The organism is uncultured Corynebacterium sp., from assembly GCF_946998835.1.
Lineage (GTDB): Bacteria > Actinomycetota > Actinomycetes > Mycobacteriales > Mycobacteriaceae > Corynebacterium.
In genome coordinates this window covers 1-19,897 of the sequence record NZ_CAMQAZ010000002.1, presented here as the reverse complement: position 1 = coordinate 19,897, position 19,897 = coordinate 1, and the positions used below count along the sequence as shown (strand labels likewise).

Genomic DNA, 19,897 nt, shown 5'->3' with positions numbered 1-19,897 from the left:
CTCTAGCATGAGGGGTATGTCTGTGTCCGCTGCGCCTAACGTCCCGCTTCCATCGATCGACGACATCCTCGACCGCGCCCACGTCGTGGCTCTGCCCATGGCGGTGAAATTCCGCGGTGTCACCACCCGCGAAGCACTCCTCATCGACGGCCCCGTTACCTGGGGCGAGTTCGCTCCCTTCCTGGAGTACGAGGCGCCCGAAGCTGCCGCGTGGCTGCGCTCGGCCATCGAATGCGCATACGTCGGCCTGCCCACCCCGAAGCGTGCGTTCGTCGAGGTCAACGCCACCATACCCGCCGTCACGTCCGAGCAGGTGCCGGAGGTCGTGGGGCGTTACCCCGGGTGCCGCACGTTCAAGGTCAAGGTCGCAGAGCGCGGCCAATCGCTTAACGACGACATCGAGCGCGTAGCCGCCGTCCGCACCGCGGTGGCCGAAGCCTATGGCTATGAACCTGTTGTGCGAGTGGATGCGAATCGTGGCTGGTCGGTGGAGCAGGCCATCCGCGCCGCTCATGAGTTGGGCCCGCTGGAGTACATGGAGCAGCCCGTTGCGACTGTCGCCGAGCTCCGCGAGGTCCGCGACGCTGTGGGGGACTTTTGCCCAATTGCGGCCGATGAGTCGATCCGCAAGGCCGAGGATCCGTACTTGGTTGCGCGCGAACAGGCGGCTGACGTGGGCGTAATGAAGGTCGCACCCCTCGGTGGTCCGCGCCGCTTGCTTCGGTTGGCCGAGGAGCTGGCGGTGAAGGTGACCGTCGCCAGTGCCTTGGATACAGGTGTTGGCATGGCCGCCGGTTTGTTCACGGCGGCGGCCCTGCCTGTGACCGAGCTGCAACCGGTGCCAAACGCAGCGGGTTTGGCCACGTCGTCGCTGTTTATTGAGGACGTCATCGAGCCCCGGCCGCTCATCGATGGCCGTTTGCCCGTCACCAACCCCGCGCCCGACCTTTCCCGCCTGGCTGAGCTCGCCGCGCCGAGGCTCCGCCGCGATTGGTGGTTCGACCGCCTCCGCGCGGCGTATGCCTACCTGTAGTGGCGCATTTGGCGGTCTAATCCCACCTGTAGCTGCTCGCCACCTGCATCAACCCTCGGAACACCCAGAGTTACTGACCCCGTTTATGACACTTTGAGCCCGAAAAACGGCTTCCAAACTGACATAAACGGGGTCAGTAACTCCCAACAAGTCCGATATCTGACCAGACAAGTAGCCTATTGAGTGTGAACGACAACCAGGACACCTCCCAGACTTCGCACGCTCAGGGCGCCAACATCACCAATGCCGCCACCACCGATGCTGGTACCCCAGCCTCGGCAACCGACGCTGCAGCCACAAACCCGGCGTCCCAAACCACCGCGGCCCCTGCAACTCCCGCGGCCCCATCCGCAGTGGTAGCGGGCCTCATCGTCGATGAGCTGCTGCGTCTCGGCATGGTCGATGCCGTGGTGTGCCCGGGTTCCCGGTCCGCCCCGCTGGCCCGCGCTCTAGTCCAGGCCGCCGACGCGGCGAAGGTTCGCCTCCATGTGCGTATCGATGAACGCTCCGCCGCCTTCCTCGCCCTCGGCCTGGCCTCGCGCACCCGCAAGGTGACCCCGGTAATTACAACGTCCGGCACAGCCGTCGCAAACCTCGTGCCCGCCATGGTCGAAGCCACCGCCTCGGGCATTCCGCTGCTGGCGCTGACCGCCGATCGCCCCGCGCATTATCGCGGCACCGGCGCGAACCAGACCATCGTCCAGGACCGCCTGTTCGCCGATGCCTCTGTCGTTGAGTTCGATCTGGACGGCACCGCGCCGGTCACGAAGGCCACCGCTGCGCAGATTCGCGCCCGCATTGATCGCGTTGTTGCCGCCATGGCATCCGGCGCCGGTCACCTTAACGTCCGTTTTGTCGAACCGCTCGTGCCTAACGACGACTCCGTCGCCGACATCCCCGAGGGCCGCGCAGACGGCGGCCCCTGGACCACGATTGCGCCTACTACCAGCAACAACGTCGGTGCGGCTGCCATCGCAGCCAACTCGGCCACCACAACCATCCCGGCCAACTTGGCCACCACAGCCACAATTGACATCAGCCGCCGCACACTCGTGATCGCGGGCTCGAATGCCCCGCACTTGCCGGAGCTGGAGGATCTGCCAACCATCGCTGAGCCGAATGCATATGCGCCGGCGCACCCGGTGCACCCGCTCGCGGCGGGTACTTTCGCGCAGATTCCGCCGGAGCAGATTGTGTTGGTCGGGCGGCCGACGCTGCACCGAGGTATCTCTAAGCTGCTGGCTAATCCGGACATTGAGCTGACGGTTGTCTCCGATGCTGAGAACCACGGCTTTGGGGTGGAGTTTCCGGATGTGACGGCGAACGCAAGGGCCGTCGTCAAGCATGTGCAGACTGTGGGGGAGCAGGACCCGCAGTGGACGAAAATCTGTGAGGCCGCCAGCGAGTTGGCGGTGAAGTCCGTGCGGGAGACGCTTACCGAGTCGATCGAAGCGGAGGAGCCGCTGACCGGATTCCATGTGGCTGCTGCGCTGACGGATAGCCTGCGCACGGGTGACAATGTGGTGCTGGGTGCGTCGAACCCGGTGCGCGATGCGTCGTACACGGGCCTGCCTTTCCCGGGTGTGAACACGTATGCGGGGAGAGGAGCCGCGGGCATCGACGGCACGGTGGCGACGGCTATCGGAATTGCGCTGGCATCCGACCGCGAGCATGCCGACGAAATCCGTCCGCCGCGGACGATTGCGCTGATGGGTGACCTGACGTTCCAGCATGACTCGGCAGCGCTGGCGATTGGCCCGCTGGAGCCGCGCCCGGAGAACCTCACCATCGTGGTGGCCAATGATGCTGGTGGCGGTATTTTCGAGACGTTAGAGGCGGGCAGCCCAGCGCTGCGGGGAAGCTTTGAACGCATCTTCGGCACGCCGCAGGACGTGGACTTTGAGAGCATCTGCCAGGCCTATGGGGTGGAACACGTGCGTGTCGACCGCCTCCCAGACCTACTCGCGCAGCTGCACCCGGATACCGACGTCGACGGCATCCGTGTCATCGAGGTGGCGACCACGCGTGCGACGCGTCGGCAGTTGCATCACAAGCTGGCATACAATGCGGAGATTGGAGTGCTGGATAAGCACTAGTTGGACAACCAGAGACAGAATAAGGAGGTCGCGACCGCCATGCAGTGGAAAACTGCCCTGGCCAATTGGCCGCGCTTCCTTCGTCAGGTGTTGCTCTTCGTAATGAGCTGCCTGCTACTGTCCTGCCTGGCCATTGTGGTTGGCTGCTTCATCAATGACCGCAATATCGAGTCGAATATGGGGCAGTCCGTCGCCAATGTCCGTTCGGTGGAGGTTCTTCGCACCACTGTCGACTTCGTCGATGAGAATGGCGAGTTCCAGTCGCCGCCAACAGGCTTGCTCTATCCCGTCGGGCTAGAGGAAGGCCAGCGCGTCCGCGTCGAATACGACCGCACCAATCCCGATGTTGTCCGCGTCGCCGGACGCACGTGGACACTGTCGCTCCTTCCGGCTGCCAGTATCGCTGTGGTGGCACTGATTATCGTCGCGCCGCTGTGGTGGTTGTCGCTGCGCGCTACCCGTCGTTTACAAAGAGATCCCCAAAAGGTAAACGAGGCGTCACCTTCGCTTTCCGACGAGATGGAAAACTAGCACCATGCGCGTTGCCATCATTGCTGAAAGCTTCTTGCCCAACATCAATGGAGTGACAAACTCCGTGCTGCGGGTGTTGGAATACTTACGCCGTGAGGGACACGAGGCGCTGGTGATTGCGCCGGGTGCTCGGGACTGGCAGGAAGAGGCTGAGTATTACTGCGACTACCGCATTGAGCGTGTGCCCACCGTGATGGTGCCGTTGATTGATTCGCTGCCGATTGGTGTGCCGAACCGCAGGGTGGCGTCGGCGCTGACTCGGTTTAAGCCGGACGTGGTTCACCTGGCCTCACCGTTTGTTCTCGGCGGCGCGGGCGCGCTGACCGCCAAGGCGTTGGGTATCCCGGCTGTGGCCATTTATCAAACCGACGTTGCGGGTTTCGCCAAGAACTACAAGTTGGCGGGACTTTCAACAGCCGCGTGGTTGTGGACGCGCGTGATTCACAACTCCTGTGCGCGGACGCTGGCACCGTCGTCGCCGACTATTGAGGACCTGCAGGATCACAAAATCCGCGATATCTACCGCTGGGGGCGCGGCGTTGATGCGGTTCGATTCACACCGGCCAAGCGCAGCGAGGAGCTCAGGAAGCAGTGGAGCCCGGAGGGCAAGCCGATTGTGGGTTATGTCGGCAGGCTCGCGGCGGAGAAGTCAGTGGAGCGACTGGCGGCGCTGAACGGGCGCGATGATATTCAGGTGGTCATTATTGGTAATGGCCCGGAGATGCCGAAGCTGAAGAAGCTGATGCCGAATGCCGTCTTCACCGGGCAGCTCACCGGCGATAAGTTGGCAGCAGCATTCGCCAGCCTGGACGTGTTCGTCCACACTGGTGACTTTGAGACCTTCTGCCAAGCTGTACAGGAAGCCCATGCCTCCGGTGTGCCGGCGATTGCCCCGAACGCAGGCGGCCCGCGCGACCTGATTACCAACGATGTCAATGGCTACCTGCTGGAGCCAAAGACTTTCACCCGCGATTTGGCTGAGGCCGTCGATAAGCTGCTGCTCGTCGATGATGAGCTGGCTCGCAAGCAGCTGCGCAACCGTTGCCGCGACACCGTGGCCGAGCGCACGTGGCAAGCGCTATGCGCAGACCTCGTTCGCCATTACGAGGAGGTCTCTGGGGTCTCCGCGGCTACGACTTCAAGCAAGGTTGCAGGCGATGCCATGGGTGATGCCACGAGTGCCTCCCCCGCGGGCGCTGCTACCCGTCAGAAGTCGGTCGCGTAATCTGGACATCGTGTCTAGGGCTGATTTAACGAAAAACCCCAGCGAAGTCGCTTCGATGTTCGACGGAGTGGGGAAGAATTACGACATCACCAATACCGTGCTTACCGGTGGTATTGACCACTACTGGCGCGTCCGCACGGCAAAGCGCCTAAACCTGCAACCCGGCCAGAAGGTCCTCGACCTGGCAGCCGGCACGGCCGTTTCCTCGGTGGAATTGGCAAAGTCGGGCGCATACGTCGTTGCTTGTGATTTCTCCCGCGGCATGCTCAAAGCCGGTGCCCACCGTGATGTCCCCAAGGTCTGCGGTGACGGCATGAAGCTGCCATTTGCAGACAACACTTTCGACGCCGTGACTATCAGCTTCGGGCTGCGCAACATTGTGGACTACAAGGCGGGTCTTGCCGAGCTAGCTCGCGTGACCAAGCCCGGCGGCCAGCTGACGGTCTGTGAGTTCTCTACCCCAGTAGTGCCGGTGTTCAGCACTTTCTACAAGGAGTACCTGATGAGGGCGTTGCCGCAGATCGCCAAGGTCGTGTCCTCTAACCCGGAGGCCTACGTGTACTTGGCGGAGTCGATTCGCGCCTGGCCAAATCAGCCGCAGCTCGCCCGCGATATCAATGCCTCGGGCTGGGAAGATGCCGGGTGGCAGAACCTCACTTTCGGCATCGCAGCGCTGCATTCGGCAACCAAGTCGGCGCAGTAGCTCGCTAGGTCGCAGCAGCGCAGCCGCATACAACTGCGCTCCAAAGTGCCGACCGCTGAGGCCGTCGTAAAGCGATTCCTACTGCCAAGGCTGGCGCCCAAACCACTTATCGGACGCCAGTGCCGCCTGCCCAGAAGCACGCCATAGGCGAGCCACCACATCGCGGTCGTGTTCCGTGACCAGATTGCCCATGAGCCGTGCGGCGACTCCCATGAGCTGGCTGCCCCACGGGGCGCCGATGGTCAGCGGGCCGACGGTCGGCAGGAAACTCGGGTACGTCAACGTCAGCGCCAACTTGCGGGCCAGCGAGAAGCCAGTGCCGTAGTGCTCGCGAAGTAGGGCGGGCCAGGCGTGCGTCAGGCCATCGCGGCCCGCACCAATCGAGCCGATCAGCTCCACCGCCAGCCGCGCCGACTCCATGCCGTAGTCAATGCCCTCACCGTTGAGCGGATTGACCAGGCACGCAGCATCACCGAGCAACGCCCAGTTCGGCCCCGCCACATTCGACACGGCACCACCCATCGGCAACAGCGCAGACGTTACGTGCTCCGGTTCGCTCATCTGCCACTGATCGCGCACTTGCCCGTGGTACTCGCGCAGCAACTTCTTCACGTTCGTGCGCGCCGGGCGTGCCGACGTCGCCAGCGCCCCACATCCCACATTCGCCCGGCCCTCACCCAGCGGGAAGATCCAGCCATAGCCCGGGTGTGTCTGCCCATCGGAGTCACGGAGTTCCAGGTGCGAGTGAATCCAGTCGTCCGCCACGTCCGCGCTGTCAAAGCTGACATACGACCGCGCCGCCACACCAAAGACGCTGTCGCGATGCCACGCACGCCCCAGCTGCTTGCCGACGGTACTTCGAACCCCATCGGCGACGAGCAACCAGCGGGCCGAGATGGTGTGTGGCTTGCCTTCGCGGTCGGAAAGCTCCACCGCGCGCACGCCGTGGCCCCGCGTTCCGCCACTATTCAGCGCCCCGAGAACCACCTTCCGCGCAGCGACCCCATCAAAGACCTGCGCACCGGCATCAGCGGCGGCATTGAGCAAGAAGGTGTCAAGCTCAGTGCGAGGCATAGCGGACCCGACCGCGGGGAAAGTACCGGAGGCATCATCGGGCCAGGGGGTGGTGATGGAGCCTCCGAAGCCGTGGAGCTTCAGTCCGCGGTTGCGGTTGCGGCGCAGGAGTTCGTCGTCAAGCCCTAGGCGATGCAGCTCAGCGATGGCACGCGGGGTGAGCCCGTCGCCACAGGTTTTGTCGCGCGGGAAGCGCTGTGAGTCGACCACAGTGACCGAGAATCCTGCGCGGGCGGCGTGAATTGCGGCCGCGGATCCGGTGGGACCAGCGCCGATAATCAGCACATCAGTGCTGCTGGGCAGAGCGGCGACGCCGTCGAACGTGGGGGAGACTCGCGAAATCGGGCTTGAGGTCATTGCCCCAGCGTATAACGACGTTGGAACAAATATGGGAACTGGTCTGCTAGCAACTATGCTCGTAGGGTAATTTATTTAGCAGTTTCTTATCTTTTATCGTCAGTTAGGCAGGTCTCGAATGCGTACTGGAGACTACTCCGGGCTCAGTTCCGGAAGTGCTCAGGGCACTGGTGAGCATACCGCCACTAGTTCTCACTTCGTTGATGAAGCGCTGGAAGCAACAATCACCGAGGGAATGCGTAAGAGCGAAGACCTCCTGATTACCGAACTGGGGCGTGGCGAGGACTTCCTGGTAGAGCGGGTTTCCCACCTAGCTCAGGCCGGCGGAAAGCGCTTCCGTCCAATGTTTACGATGCTGTCTGCGCAGTTCGGCGAGAAGCCCGAAAGCGATAATGTCATCACCGCTGCGACTGTGCTGGAGTTGACGCACCTGGCAACGCTCTACCACGACGACGTCATGGATGAAGCGGACAAGCGCCGCGGTGTGCCCTCCGCCAATGCGCGCTGGGACAACACCGTCGCCATTTTGGCCGGTGACTATCTCTTCGCTACCGCATCCCGCCTGCTGGCGGAGCTCGGCTCCGAGACCGTGGCCCACTTCGCCGAGACCTTCGGAGTGTTGGTCACAGGCCAGATGCGCGAATGCCTCAACGACCTGGACCTGCCCATTGACGAGCGCATCGAGCGTTACCTGAAGGTCATCGCCGAAAAGACCGGTGTACTCATCGCCTCGGCCGGCTATCTCGGCGCCTACCACGCAGGTGCGCCCGCTGAGATTTCCAACGCGCTGCGCCGCTACGGCGAACTAATCGGCATCATCTTCCAGATTGTCGACGACATCATCGACATCTCCTCCAACACCGACCAGTCCGGCAAAACCCCAGGCACAGACCTTCGCGAGGGTGTCTTCACGCTGCCGGTGCTCTATGCGCTGCAGGAGGACACCCCAGCCGGTGCACGCCTCCGGGAGATCCTCGTCGGCCCGGTCTCTGACGACGCGCTTGTCGACGAAGCCCTCGAGCTCCTGGCCCAGACCAACGGTGTGGCCCGCGCGATGGAAAAGGTTAATGAGCTGTTGGATGAATCCGACCGCGTCATCGCCGATCTCCCCGACTGTGCGGCCAAGGAGGCTCTCCGTCACGTTGCTCGCTACACCGTGGAGCGCGTGGGGTAGTGCGGTAGTGCGGTAGTGGGATAAGTTCCGCTCGGGTGCTGAGGCCTGTTGAGTGTTGAGCCCTGCTGCTGGCTGCGGCCTGCTGAGGGACGTGCCCTGTTGAGATTTGAAATACTCCGAGGTCCGACTCGGGCGCAAAAATATCCCTACCTGACCTGCCGATTTGTATAAACGACAGAGTAGTGGGTAGCATTCCATTCGCACCGTTTAAGAGTGCACGCCAGATTGCCCGAGCGGCCAAAGGGAGCGGATTGTAAATCCGTCGGCATTGCCTTCGTTGGTTCGAATCCATCATCTGGCACAGCGAAATCACCGCGAGAATTTTTCTCGCGGTGATTTTTGTTTGCAGGGGGTTGTTGGTGGGGAGGGGAGCAGGGGTTTGGGGCAGGGGGCGGAGCGGGGGTCGGAGCAGAGGTTCAGCCACTTGTCGATGAGCTATTCACTTATGGTCCTGCTGTAGCTCATCGATAGGTGAATAGCTTGGCCATAAGTGCGCGCCAAAGTGTCTACAAACGTGACGAGAAATACCGCTGACTACCTGCTGATTTGTGCTTAGTGGTGATTTCGGGTTAATCTTTGCAAGGCTTCACGGAGAGCACAGAGCGAAACAAAGTCGCCAGGAAATGGTTACAGAGTTGCGCACTGAGTTCAACGGATGCTGATGCCCCCTTAGCTCAGTCGGCAGAGCGTTTCCATGGTAAGGAAAAGGTCGACAGTTCGATTCTGTCAGGGGGCTCTGTTCTTTTATGCGGACTTATGTCCGGGTAGGGAATAGGGGCGATGTAGCTCAGATGGTGAGAGCGCACGACTCATAATCGTGAGGTCGGGGGTTCGATCCCCCCCATCGCTACTACGGACAGTGATGTTCGTTGAACCCCGCCTTGCGAACGCAGCAATGCAGTAAGGTGGGACATTGTCAGCTAAGGACTGAAAAGTGCTTTTGCTGGTGGTGAAGGGGCGTGGCTCAATTGGTAGAGCAGCGGTCTCCAAAACCGCAGGTTGCAGGTTCGAGTCCTGTCGCCCCTGCAAAACCCCGCCATCTGGGGCGTATGAAAATGCGCCTAGGGTGGCGGGTTTTTCGTATCTCCCTTGATTCGTTTGCTACTTAACCCACCCCTGCTTAACTCCAACGCGAGTTACTGACCGCGTTTATGTCTGGCGGCAGCAGACCAATGTGAGTTACTGACCCCGCTTATGGCAAAAATGGCCCGAAAAATGGCTTGAAAGTGCTATAAACTCACACAGGTTCACATTTGCAGCCTGCATTATTTCTGGGTCGTCAGTTTTGCAGCTCGAGTTAAGGGTTAAGAAGGGGGGATGTAGCGGTTAGGCAGCCATCAGTGAATACGACCGCAGTAGTAGCAGTGAAGTCATTAGCTGCGAAGTCTGATCTCGAGATTGGCACTGGAACCTGATTTCAAGCCCTGCCGCTCACACGAGGGGCATTTCTTCGATAAGGTGGATAATCAGCTAGAATTTACGCACTGAACCAGACTTGCTCTGCGCGGTGAGGCTGAGCTTCGGGCATTATCGCCGGAAGTTCATTCCTGTTGGATTCACTGTTGAGTTTCACTGTGCAGTATCTTTAGTTCCCATATGCACGAAGTAGCGAAGGAGCATCGTGGCTGAGGAAAACCAGACTTTCCAAGCAGCGGCTCGCCCGACCGGTAAGCGCCAGGCGACGGGCGCGCAGACCACCGTGGCGAAGAAGCCTGCGCGTGAGAAGGAGACCAACGAGCTTTCGACTCGTAACCCTGTGGTTTTCATCAAGCAGGTTGTTGACGAGCTGCGTAAGGTGATTTGGCCAACTGGCCGTCAGATGGTCACCTACAGCATCATTGTGATTCTGTTCCTGATTGCCATGATCACTCTTGTGTGGGGTGTGGACACACTCGCCGGTCTGGGTGTCCGATCGGTGTTGGGTAACTAATCGGTTATACTGTTTCTCAGTGATGCTTTTCATCCCGCCTCCGAGTTCCGGACGGCGGGATTATTCGTTAGCGCAGCTGGTGTGTGGCTGTGCGAAGTAATCGCGGATGGCATATTGGCTCTTGAGACTTTTACTCGAAGATGTCAACGTTGCGAGCCGTAGATGTAGATACAAGAGGGGTTAGCACGACATGAACGATGGACAGAATATTTTCTCCGACGCCCAGCCTGACGCCCAGTCCGCGGACGCTGCCGCAACTGAGCAGGATGTGCAGGACGCACAGGCTCAGGTAGAGGCTCCGGCTGAGGATGCCGCTCCAGCTGCTGACACCGCAGCTGATACCGCCGCTCCGGCTGGCGACGACGCAGCCAACGCAGCACCGGCAGAGGAGACCGCAGAGGGGACCGCTGTAGACGCTGAGGCTCAGGCAGCCGCCGACGCAGATGCGGAGTACCGCAAGCGTCTGCGCGAGTTCCAGCGCGAGCTCAAGCGCCGCCCGGGCGACTGGTACATCATCCAGTGCTACTCCGGTTACGAAAACAAGGTGAAGACCAACCTGGAGATGCGCGCCCAGACCATGGGTGTCGATGAGCAGATTCACGAGGTCATCGTTCCGGTTGAGGAAGTTGAAGAGCGCAAGGACGACGGCAAGAAGAAGATCGTCAAGCGCAAGCTGCTGCCGGGCTACGTCCTGGTCCGCATGAGCCTGGATGACCCGTCCTGGTCTGTTGTCCGCGACACCCCGGGTGTTACCTCCTTCGTTGGTAGCGAGGGTCAGCCGTCCAAGGTGAAGATTCGCGAGGTCGCTAAGTTCCTCATGCCGAAGGAGACCATCACCGCAGACACAACCGAAGAGGCAGCAAATGCCGACGGCGAGCTGGCTGTCGCAGCTGCTCCGCAGTCGGAGAAGAAGACCGTCGCCATCGACTACGAGGTCGGCGAGTCCGTGACCATTCTGTCCGGTCCGTTCGCATCCGTGGCAGCGACCATCTCTGAGATTGACCCGGACACCGGTCGCATGAAGGCTCTGGTTTCCATCTTCGGCCGTGAGACGCCGGTCGAGCTGGGCATCGACGAGGTCGAGAAGCTGAACTAGGCCCGATCTCAAGAGCTCAATCTCAAGACAGGCGCTGGGCCAGGCACTAGCCCTAAGCCAGGCACTAGCCCTAAGCCAGGCACTAGCCCTAAGCCAGGCACTAGGCCTAAGCCAAGCGCCAGAACGCTCACTTGAGCAATCCATCCGGCAACGGATTTTGATGCACGCCATACGCTGCGGTAACGTAGCCAGGCGTGCATTTTTGTGCCTTGAGCACATATGCGCCAAGAAAATCGTATCCCCGGTGGCTGGCACCAACTCGATGACCTGCGTCAGCGGCTTCTTTGGCCGAGAGCGCAAGGGGCGTCGTAAAGCGTCGGCATCCGGACGGGGTGAGTCGCCTTTTCATCGGGGCGGCGTACCCCGGTAACTAGGAAGTAGGTTAATCCGATGGCTCCGAAGAAGAAGCTTTCTGCGATTATTAAGCTGCAGATCCAGGCTGGTCAGGCTAACCCGGCTCCGCCGGTTGGTCCGGCACTGGGTGCCCATGGTGTCAACATCATGGAGTTCTGCAAGGCTTACAACGCAGCAACTGAGAACCAGCGTGGCAACGTTGTCCCGGTTGAGATCTCCGTCTACGAAGACCGCTCCTTCACCTTCGTTCTGAAGACCCCGCCGGCAGCTAAGCTGCTGCTGAAGGCCGCTGGTATTCAGAAGGGTTCGGGCGTTCCGCACACCGACAAGGTCGGTTCCGTGACCTGGGAGCAGTGCAAGGAAATCGCCGAGCTGAAGAAGCCGGACCTGAACGCCAACGACATCGAGATGGGCGCACGCATCATCGCCGGTACTGCTCGCTCCATGGGCATCACCGTCGAGGGCGCTAAGTAAGACGCTTTCCGACGTCGTCGTCAACCGTGGTAGGGCCAGCTTCGGCCCGCTACACACCACAATCCAACATTTCACTTCATTGAGATTGGACTTTTCATGAGCAAGAACTCTAAGGCATACCGCGCCGCCGCCGAGAAGATCGACGCCGGCCGCATCTACTCTCCGCTCGAGGCCGCTAACCTGGCCAAGGAGACCTCCTCCAAGAACTACGACGCCACCATCGACGTCGCCATCTGCCTGGGTGTTGACCCGCGCAAGGCTGACCAGCTGGTTCGCGGCACCGTCTCCCTGCCGAACGGCACTGGTAAGACTGTCCGCGTCGTCGTCTTCGCCGCTGGCGAGAACGCCACCAAGGCTGAAGAGGCTGGCGCTGACTTCGTTGGCTCCGACGAGCTGATTGAGAAGATTCAGGGCGGCTGGACCGACTTCGACGCTGCTATCGCAACCCCGGACCAGATGGCCAAGGTTGGTCGCGTGGCTCGTATCCTCGGCCCGCGTGGTCTGATGCCGAACCCGAAGACCGGCACCGTTACCCCGGATGTTGCTAAGGCTGTCACCGAAATCAAGGGCGGTAAGATTTCCTTCCGCGTTGACAAGGCCGCTAACCTGCAGGCTGTTATCGGTAAGGCATCCTTCGACGCCGAGAAGCTGGCCGAGAACTACGGTGCGCTTATCGACGAGCTGATGCGCCTCAAGCCGTCCGCTGCTAAGGGTAAGTACCTGAAGAAGATCACCGTCTCCGCCACCAACGGCCCGGGCATCCCGGTTGACACCAGCGTGATTAAGGACTACACCGCCTAAATCGGCATCAGTCGATAGGCCAGTGGAGCTCCTCTAGCTCTTTGAAACCGCCGCCTAGTGCACTTTTCCCCGAGTGTGCGAGGCGGCGGTTTTTGCATTCTCACAAGGGATTTTGATGGTGTAGTGGGGGTGCGGACGCGGTGGACGTCGTAAAGCGAATTGCCAATGCTGATAATTAATCGCGCCGAAACGGACTCACGGCGAAAGTTTGTTGCTTAGAATCGCGACTATGACGTTAATTTTGGAACCCGAAGAAGGGCTGGAGGCGCTCGGCGAGATTAATCGCCTGGCACAGCTCGACGACGGTTCCGGAATTATTGAACCGCAGCTCATCTCGTATTTGGATTCGCTGGGCGACGATGCCTATGACATGCCCTGCCTGCGCATCGCGGGGCAGACCCTGCTGGGGGAGGTGCTGACGGGTCTGGGGGAGGACGACCGCGTTGCCGAGGTGCTCCGTCGCAATATCCAGGATTCCGTGGTGCGGCCGGGGATGAGCGAAGAGGAAGCCTTGCATGCGCGGGCGGCGCAGGTCGTGGTGGTGCGTCTGCTGCGCATCATTGCGCGAATGGAGGCCGTGGAGCTCCGCGAAGTTGTGGCGCAGCAGTGCCTGGCCCCGGAGATTCCGCCGGTGGTGCGTGTGGCACTATCGCTGACCGTGGACATTCTCGACGCCGCGAGGTTGGACGCGCATCCTGACGACATGGTGCGTGTGGTTCTTGACTATGCGGACCAGGTGCTGTGGCTTGCCGACGATGACCTGAATGCCTACTTCGCAGAGCTTGAGATGATTGTGCGGCAACGCGAGAAGGACCTGGAGTTCGGCCGTTTCGGTGAGCCAGGGGCCGCGCGGTTTGGGTAGGCGCTTTGGTTAGGCGATTTGGTTAATTGCACGGTCCTGGTATAAAGTTTCTTCACGAAGTTTGACCGGCTTTCCAATCGGTACCAACAACGAGTTGGGACGATGGAGCTGGTACTCAAGTTTCACCGAAGACCGTCGGTCATTCGCGTCGAAAGAAGCGGATTGAAGGTTTCATTGTAGGAATACGGTGAGCGGCCCACGCAGGAGGACTTGGAAGCGCTTGCTCAGTTGTACTTCATATGTCAGCCAAGGGGTTGGCAGAGGTGAAGTGGAACATGCGAGAAGATTTGTGCGCCCCATCCTTGTGCGAGGATTGGGGCGTTTGTTGTATTTAGGCAAAAAGCCTTCGTTTGGCCGAGCGGAAAATTGCAAAGACCAGGAAGGAGGCGAGAGTACACATGGCAGCAAACGCTGAGAAGATTGCAGCTGTTGCAGCGCTGAAGCAGGACGTCGAAGAGTCCAACGCTATCGTGCTGACTGAGTACCGCGGCCTGTCCGTCGCGGAAATCACGGAACTGCGTCGCGCCCTCGGTGCTGATGTTAAGTACTCCGTCGCCAAGAACACCATGATCAAGATCGCTGCCGACGAGGCAGGGATTGAGGGTCTTGATGAGCACCTGAACGGCCCGACTGCAGTCGCCTTCATCAAGGGCGAGGCTGTGGATGCGGCTAAGGCGATTAAGAAGTTCGCCGGTGACAACAAGAACCTCGTGATCAAGGGCGGCTACATGGACGGTGCTGCAATGGATGCAGCACAGTTCGAGGCTCTTGCGGATATGGATAACCGTGAGACCACGCTGGCAAAGCTGGCTGGTGCCTTCAACGGCGTTCTGGCGAACGTCGCTGGCCTGCTCGATGCTCCGACCTCCTCGGTTGCCCGCCTTGCTGCGGCACTCGAGGAAAAGAAGTAATCCCGAGCGGCTCGCGAACTACGCGAACTAAATCACGCGAAAAACTTTTCAATATCACTTTGACGGCTTCGACCCCAGGGATCTCTGAGGGGAGCGGCCGCACCACACTCATAGGAGAATATCCATGGCTAAGTACACCACTGAGGAACTGCTCGAGGCTTTCAAGGAAATGACCCTCGTTGAGCTCACCGAGTTCAAGAAGGCTTTCGAGGAAGAGTTCGACGTTACCGCTGCTGCTCCGGTTGCAGTTGCTGCTGCAGGCGCTGCTGGCGGCGAGGCTGCTGCTGAGGAGAAGGACGAGTTCGACGTCGTCCTCGAGGACGCTGGCGCTAAGAAGATTGGCGTTATTAAGGCTGTCCGCGAGATCGTCTCCGGCCTGGGCCTGAAGGAGGCTAAGGAGATGGTTGAGTCCGCTCCGAAGGCTATCCTGGAGGGTGCTTCCAAGGACGACGCTGAGGCTGCTAAGGCTAAGCTGGAAGAGGCTGGCGCAAAGGTCTCCCTCAAGTAATTCAGTTACTTGCTTCGGCCCCGGTAGTGGCCTAAAGCTACCAATCTATACCGCCAATTCTGGGCTTCTATGCCCAGGGTTGGCGGTTTTTCTGTTGAGCTACTTAACCCGATACTCAGCCCGCCACTTAACCCGTCACTGCCATAGAGGTCTCAGGCAAAACCTGCCCACTGCTGACCTTGAGGCAGTGCCACGGCCTGTAAAGTAACTATCATGCTCTCACGGCCGAGAATTCTGTCTATCCTTCTACTGGGTCTAGGCACCGCATTGCTTGCCGCTGGCATTCTGCTGCCGCGGGTGCTCAATGTCGATCCTAAAATGCCACTTGACCTGCCACCGGTGTCGTACACGTTGCGCGCCGAGGACGGTGTCTCCACGAGGATTAATGAAGAGGGCAAGCGGGAAGAAGTCCATTCGCCGCTGCAGCGGCAGCTCCACGGTGTGCTTATTGAACCCGCCGATGAGGACAAGGTCTCTCTCCGTGTCGGTGTGACGGAAATGCGTGAACTTCCACCTGAAGTGGTGGGTACAGACCCGCTTACAGAACTCATTGAGGCCAATATTTGGACTGTGAGCATCGATCGTTTGACAGGTGAGGCTCTGGCACCCGCCACTCTGGTTGACCGTATGGCAGGTGTCCCGCGCTCGGTGAAGTTTGAAGGACACTGGGTGAAGCTTCCGGCGAACACGGAGGAAAAGGAATACCTGGTATTTGATGACTTCCTGCACGATTCCCTGCCGGCGAACTTCGTTGGGGAAGAGGAGCGCGGAGGCAATCGGGTTCTGCATTTCCGTCAGGATATTGAGAAGACGAATCTCGCCCAAAAGTACCGCTCGTATGTTTCCCAGCTGACCCAGGATGACAAGTCCGGTTTTCTGCAGTATCAGGGCACTCGTGATTTGTGGGTCGAGCCGAAGTCGGGCTCGGTCATTGATATGTCTGAGGACATTCACCTTTGGTGGGAGACCCGTGACGGCGAGCCCATCATGGATTACCTGCGCTTCAATGGCTCGATGGACGAGGCTCTTTCCAATCAGCTTCTCTTCGGCGCGTTGGAGAATTTCAAGCGCCCGGCATTGGAACCGTGGTCGATTGGTCTCATCACGTCCGGTTCGATTCTGGTCTTCATCGCAATCGTGGGTATCGTGCGGCCCTCGACCCGTCGTAAAGCAGAGTAACGCTTTACGACGACCATAGCGCCCAGACCTCATCGTTTATGTCAGTGGCGCTGGAATGCGACACGCCCGTTTTGTCAAGTTTTACTAGACAACTAGCAGTTTTTGATATAGGCTAAATCGTTGCGCTGGAATTAGTGTATCTGTCGTCAGCTCTTTCATGGCTTGCGCGCGGGGCTCGAGGCTATTATGTAGCACCGGTTTTCGTGCTTTTAGCTGTTAGAAGGAGTTGCTGCGACTTCGCCGTTGGGGCTCGAAGACATGCCTTTAAAGGTTGGTCTTGGAGGCCGAGTGGTGGGGGAATCACTTTCGCGTGTCACCAAAGGGTAGACGCAAAGTATCCCGGTACGCAACAGAAATAATTCCTGCAACTTGAATCGCGTATAAACCAAGCGGGCGGAGCGCACCACCGGATGCCCCCGGTGTGCTTCACCGCGTGAGGTGCTGGAAGGACGCATCTTGGCAGTCTCCCGCCAGACCAAGGCAGTAACCGGTATTCCCGGAGCTTCGAAGAGGTACTCGTTTGCAAAGATTCAGGAGCCGATTGCGGTTCCTGGTCTGCTCGACCTGCAGCGTGAGTCTTTCGCATGGCTCATTGGCACGCCTGAGTGGCGCGCTCGTCGCCAGGAGGAGCTCGGAGAAGACGCTCGGGTTACCAGCGGTCTCGAAGATATTCTAGAAGAGCTCTCTCCAATCGAGGACTACTCCCAGAAGATGTCCCTGACGCTGTCGGACCCGTGGTTCGACTCCGTTAAGAACACCGTGGATGAGTCCAAGGATAAGGACATCAACTACTCGGCCCCCCTCTACGTCACCGCGGAGTTCACTAACCGCGAGACCGGTGAGATTAAGAGCCAGACCGTCTTCATCGGTGACTTCCCGATGATGACGGACAAGGGTACGTTCATCGTCAACGGAACTGAGCGTGTCGTTGTTTCTCAGCTGGTGCGCTCTCCGGGCGTCTACTTCGATGAGACTATTGACAAGTCCACCGAGCGCCCGCTGCACTCGGTGAAGATTATTCCGTCGCGTGGTGCGTGGCTGGAGTTCGACGTCGACAAGCGGGACACCGTCGGCGTTCGTATTGACCGTAAGCGTCGCCAGCCAGTCACGGTTCTGCTGAAGGCTTTCGGCTGGACCACTGAAGAGATCAAGGAGCGCTTCGGCTTCTCCGAGATCATGATGGCCACCTTGGAAAAGGACGGTGTTGCAAACACTGACGAGGCTCTGCTTGAGATTTACCGCAAGCAGCGCCCGGGCGAGCCGCCGACGCGTGAGTCCGCGCTGGCTCTGCTGGAGAACAACTTCTTCAAGCCGAAGCGCTACGACCTGGCTAAGGTCGGCCGCTACAAGGTCAACCGCAAGCTGGGTCTGGGCACCGATGCCTCCGGCGAGATGGTTCTGACCGAGCAGGACATCGCCACCACTATCGAATACCTCGTGCGTCTGCACGACGGCGAGAAGGTAATGACCTCGCCGGAAGGTGTCGAAATCCCGGTTGAGACCGATGATATTGACCACTTCGGTAACCGTCGTCTGCGTACCGTAGGCGAGCTGATCCAGAACCAGGTTCGTGTGGGTCTGTCCCGCATGGAGCGCGTGGTTCGTGAGCGCATGACCACTCAGGACGTGGAGTCGATCCAGCCGACCACCCTGATTAACGTGCGCCCGGTTTCCGCAGCTATCCGTGAGTTCTTCGGTACTTCCCAGCTGTCCCAGTTCATGGACCAGAACAACTCGCTGTCGGGCCTGACCCACAAGCGTCGTCTGTCCGCACTGGGCCCGGGTGGTCTGACCCGTGACCGTGCTGGTCTTGAGGTCCGAGACGTTCACCCGTCGCACTACGGCCGTATGTGCCCGATTGAGACCCCTGAGGGTCCGAACATTGGTCTGATTGGTTCGCTGTCGTGCTACGCACGCGTGAACCCGTTCGGTTTCATTGAGACTCCGTACCGTCGCGTCCGCGATGGTGTCATCACCGACGAGGTTGATTACCTCACCGCTGATGAGGAAGACCGTTACGTCGTCGCGCAGGCAAACACCCCGATCGACGAGAACGGCCACTTCGTTCAGGAGACCCTGTCTGTGCGTAAGAAGGGTGGTGACGTCGAGTCTGTTCGCGCCGATGAGGTCGACTATCTCGACGTTTCCCCGCGTCAGATGGTCTCCGTGGCTACCGCCATGATTCCGTTCCTCGAGCACGACGACGCTAACCGTGCCCTGATGGGTGCGAACATGCAGCGCCAGGCTGTGCCGCTGCTACGCTCGGAGGCTCCGTTCGTCGGTACCGGCATGGAGCAGCGCGCTGCGTACGACGCCGGCGACGTCATTGTTGCTTCCGCCACCGGTGTTGTCGAGACCGTGTCGGCTGACTTCATCACCATCATGGACGATGAAGGCCAGCGTCACACCTACCTGCTGCGCAAGTTCGAGCGCACCAACCAGGGCACCTGCTACAACCAGAAGCCACTGGTTGACGAGGGTCAGCGTGTTGAGGCCGGTCAGGTCATCGCCGACGGTCCGGGTACCGACAACGGTGAGATGGCACTGGGTAAGAACCTGCTCGTGGCATTCATGCCGTGGGAGGGCCACAACTACGAGGACGCCATCATCCTGAACCAGCGCATGGTTGAGGAAGACATCCTGACCTCGATTCACATCGAGGAGCACGAGATTGACGCCCGCGACACCAAGCTGGGTCCGGAGGAAATCACCCGTGACATCCCGAACGCATCCGAGGAGATGCTGAAGGACCTGGATGACCGCGGTATCGTCCGCATCGGTGCCGACGTCCGTGACGGTGACATCCTGGTCGCTAAGACCACCCCGAAGGGTGAGACTGAGCTGACCCCGGAGGAGCGCCTGCTGCGCGCTATCTTCGGTGAGAAGTCCCGAGAGGTTCGCGACACCTCCATGCGTGTTCCGCACGGTGAGTCCGGCAAGGTCATCGGCGTCCGCGTCTTCTCGCGTGAAGACGATGACGACCTGGCTCCGGGCGTCAACGAGATGGTTCGCGTCTACGTTGCGCAGAAGCGCAAGATCCAGGACGGCGACAAGATGGCAGGCCGCCACGGTAACAAGGGCGTTATCGGCAAGATCCTGCCGCAGGAGGACATGCCGTTCCTGCCGGACGGCACCCCGGTCGACATCATCCTGAACACCCACGGTGTTCCGCGTCGTATGAACATCGGCCAGGTCCTGGAGGTTCACCTCGGCTGGCTGGCGAAGGCCGGCTGGAGCATCGAGGGGGATCCGGATTGGGCTAAGCGTCTTCCGGCTGACCTGCACGACGTTCCGTCCGACTCCCTGGTCGCAACCCCGGTGTTCGACGGTGCTGAGAACGAGGAGCTCGCTGGTCTGCTCGAGTCGTCCCGCCCGAACCGTGACGGTGAGGTGCTGGTCAACGCCGACGGTAAGGCCACGCTGTTCGACGGCCGCTCTGGCGAGAAGTTCCCGTTCCCGGTTTCGGTGGGCTACATGTACATGCTGAAGCTGCACCACCTGGTCGACGAGAAGATTCACGCTCGTTCCACCGGTCCGTACTCCATGATTACCCAGCAGCCGCTGGGTGGTAAGGCCCAGTTCGGTGGCC

16 protein-coding genes and 4 tRNA genes are annotated in these 19,897 nt (G+C 60.0%); 19 read left to right on the top strand and 1 reads right to left on the bottom strand.

Going from position 1 to position 19,897, the window contains the following annotated elements; translation table 11 throughout:
* Positions 1-7: 7 nt before the first annotated feature.
* From Q0U90_RS00865 to Q0U90_RS00845, 5 genes are all read left to right on the top strand, one after another.
* On the top strand, positions 8-1,033 hold the full coding sequence (locus Q0U90_RS00865) for an o-succinylbenzoate synthase (RefSeq protein WP_297450234.1): 1,026 nt from the start codon (positions 8-10) through the stop codon (positions 1,031-1,033).
* Between the two features lie 353 nt (positions 1,034-1,386).
* Entirely contained in the window at positions 1,387-3,129 is a 1,743-nt protein-coding gene (gene menD, locus Q0U90_RS00860) for a 2-succinyl-5-enolpyruvyl-6-hydroxy-3-cyclohexene-1-carboxylic-acid synthase (protein WP_297450555.1), read from the top strand.
* Between the two features lie 39 nt (positions 3,130-3,168).
* Positions 3,169-3,660 (top strand): DUF3592 domain-containing protein, encoded by a 492-nt coding sequence (locus tag Q0U90_RS00855; RefSeq protein WP_297450231.1) that lies wholly within the window; start codon positions 3,169-3,171, stop codon positions 3,658-3,660.
* A gap of 4 nt (positions 3,661-3,664) precedes the next feature.
* The gene (locus tag Q0U90_RS00850; protein ID WP_297450228.1) at positions 3,665-4,885 is read left to right on the top strand and encodes a glycosyltransferase family 1 protein; all 1,221 of its coding nucleotides are present in this window, start codon (positions 3,665-3,667) and stop codon (positions 4,883-4,885) included.
* A gap of 10 nt (positions 4,886-4,895) precedes the next feature.
* On the top strand, positions 4,896-5,588 hold the full coding sequence (locus Q0U90_RS00845) for a demethylmenaquinone methyltransferase (RefSeq protein ID WP_297450225.1): 693 nt from the start codon (positions 4,896-4,898) through the stop codon (positions 5,586-5,588).
* A 78-nt stretch (positions 5,589-5,666) separates the two neighbouring features.
* Here the strand turns inward: Q0U90_RS00845 and Q0U90_RS00840 are convergent, their stop codons facing one another.
* On the bottom strand, positions 5,667-7,019 hold the full coding sequence (locus Q0U90_RS00840; protein ID WP_297450222.1) for a geranylgeranyl reductase family protein: 1,353 nt from the start codon (positions 7,017-7,019) through the stop codon (positions 5,667-5,669).
* Between the two features lie 118 nt (positions 7,020-7,137).
* Here Q0U90_RS00840 and Q0U90_RS00835 point away from each other — a divergent pair, with 118 nt between their 5' ends.
* The 14 genes from Q0U90_RS00835 to Q0U90_RS00770 all read left to right on the top strand — a co-directional run.
* Positions 7,138-8,193 (top strand): polyprenyl synthetase family protein, encoded by a 1,056-nt coding sequence (locus Q0U90_RS00835; protein ID WP_297450219.1) that lies wholly within the window; start codon positions 7,138-7,140, stop codon positions 8,191-8,193.
* 219 nt (positions 8,194-8,412) lie between these two features.
* A tRNA-Tyr gene (locus Q0U90_RS00830) sits at positions 8,413-8,494 on the top strand.
* Between the two features lie 362 nt (positions 8,495-8,856).
* Positions 8,857-8,929 (top strand) — tRNA-Thr (locus Q0U90_RS00825).
* 40 nt (positions 8,930-8,969) lie between these two features.
* A tRNA-Met gene (locus Q0U90_RS00820) sits at positions 8,970-9,043 on the top strand.
* A 103-nt stretch (positions 9,044-9,146) separates the two neighbouring features.
* Positions 9,147-9,219, top strand: a tRNA-Trp gene (locus tag Q0U90_RS00815).
* A gap of 595 nt (positions 9,220-9,814) precedes the next feature.
* A complete protein-coding gene (secE, locus tag Q0U90_RS00810) occupies positions 9,815-10,123 on the top strand; it encodes a preprotein translocase subunit SecE (RefSeq protein WP_297450216.1) in 309 nt (102 codons plus the stop codon).
* 190 nt (positions 10,124-10,313) lie between these two features.
* On the top strand, positions 10,314-11,219 hold the full coding sequence (nusG, locus tag Q0U90_RS00805; protein ID WP_297450214.1) for a transcription termination/antitermination protein NusG: 906 nt from the start codon (positions 10,314-10,316) through the stop codon (positions 11,217-11,219).
* Between the two features lie 390 nt (positions 11,220-11,609).
* Entirely contained in the window at positions 11,610-12,047 is a 438-nt protein-coding gene (gene rplK / locus Q0U90_RS00800; protein ID WP_070858514.1) for a 50S ribosomal protein L11, read from the top strand.
* 96 nt (positions 12,048-12,143) lie between these two features.
* A complete protein-coding gene (rplA, locus tag Q0U90_RS00795) occupies positions 12,144-12,848 on the top strand; it encodes a 50S ribosomal protein L1 (protein WP_297450209.1) in 705 nt (234 codons plus the stop codon).
* Between the two features lie 229 nt (positions 12,849-13,077).
* The gene (locus Q0U90_RS00790) at positions 13,078-13,710 is read left to right on the top strand and encodes a hypothetical protein (protein WP_297450206.1); all 633 of its coding nucleotides are present in this window, start codon (positions 13,078-13,080) and stop codon (positions 13,708-13,710) included.
* Positions 13,711-14,108: 398 nt separating this feature from the next.
* Complete coding sequence (gene rplJ, locus Q0U90_RS00785; protein WP_016422046.1) at positions 14,109-14,621, top strand: 50S ribosomal protein L10; 513 nt, start codon at positions 14,109-14,111, stop codon at positions 14,619-14,621.
* A gap of 124 nt (positions 14,622-14,745) precedes the next feature.
* The gene (gene rplL, locus Q0U90_RS00780; protein ID WP_038627619.1) at positions 14,746-15,129 is read left to right on the top strand and encodes a 50S ribosomal protein L7/L12; all 384 of its coding nucleotides are present in this window, start codon (positions 14,746-14,748) and stop codon (positions 15,127-15,129) included.
* A gap of 213 nt (positions 15,130-15,342) precedes the next feature.
* Positions 15,343-16,308 (top strand): DUF3068 domain-containing protein, encoded by a 966-nt coding sequence (locus tag Q0U90_RS00775; RefSeq protein WP_297450199.1) that lies wholly within the window; start codon positions 15,343-15,345, stop codon positions 16,306-16,308.
* Positions 16,309-16,746: 438 nt separating this feature from the next.
* Positions 16,747-19,897, top strand: a 3,151-nt coding sequence (locus Q0U90_RS00770) for a DNA-directed RNA polymerase subunit beta (RefSeq protein WP_297450195.1), incomplete at its 3' end; no start/stop codon positions are given.

Bases quoted from the DNA above. Each gene is read 5' to 3' on its own strand.
- Q0U90_RS00855 (WP_297450231.1), top strand. From the start codon at position 3,169: ATGCAGTGGAAAACTGCCCTGGCCAATTGGCCGCGCTTCCTTCGTCAG.
- rplK (WP_070858514.1), top strand. From the start codon at position 11,610: ATGGCTCCGAAGAAGAAGCTTTCTGCGATTATTAAGCTGCAGATCCAG.
- rplA (WP_297450209.1), top strand. From the start codon at position 12,144: ATGAGCAAGAACTCTAAGGCATACCGCGCCGCCGCCGAGAAGATCGAC.
- rplJ (WP_016422046.1), top strand. From the start codon at position 14,109: ATGGCAGCAAACGCTGAGAAGATTGCAGCTGTTGCAGCGCTGAAGCAG.
- Q0U90_RS00850 (WP_297450228.1), top strand. From the start codon at position 3,665: ATGCGCGTTGCCATCATTGCTGAAAGCTTCTTGCCCAACATCAATGGA.
- Q0U90_RS00775 (WP_297450199.1), top strand. From the start codon at position 15,343: ATGCTCTCACGGCCGAGAATTCTGTCTATCCTTCTACTGGGTCTAGGC.
- Q0U90_RS00790 (WP_297450206.1), top strand. From the start codon at position 13,078: ATGACGTTAATTTTGGAACCCGAAGAAGGGCTGGAGGCGCTCGGCGAG.
- Q0U90_RS00840 (WP_297450222.1), bottom strand. From the start codon at position 7,019: ATGACCTCAAGCCCGATTTCGCGAGTCTCCCCCACGTTCGACGGCGTC.
- Q0U90_RS00835 (WP_297450219.1), top strand. From the start codon at position 7,138: ATGCGTACTGGAGACTACTCCGGGCTCAGTTCCGGAAGTGCTCAGGGC.
- Q0U90_RS00865 (WP_297450234.1), top strand. From the start codon at position 8: ATGAGGGGTATGTCTGTGTCCGCTGCGCCTAACGTCCCGCTTCCATCG.
- rplL (WP_038627619.1), top strand. From the start codon at position 14,746: ATGGCTAAGTACACCACTGAGGAACTGCTCGAGGCTTTCAAGGAAATG.
- nusG (WP_297450214.1), top strand. From the start codon at position 10,314: ATGAACGATGGACAGAATATTTTCTCCGACGCCCAGCCTGACGCCCAG.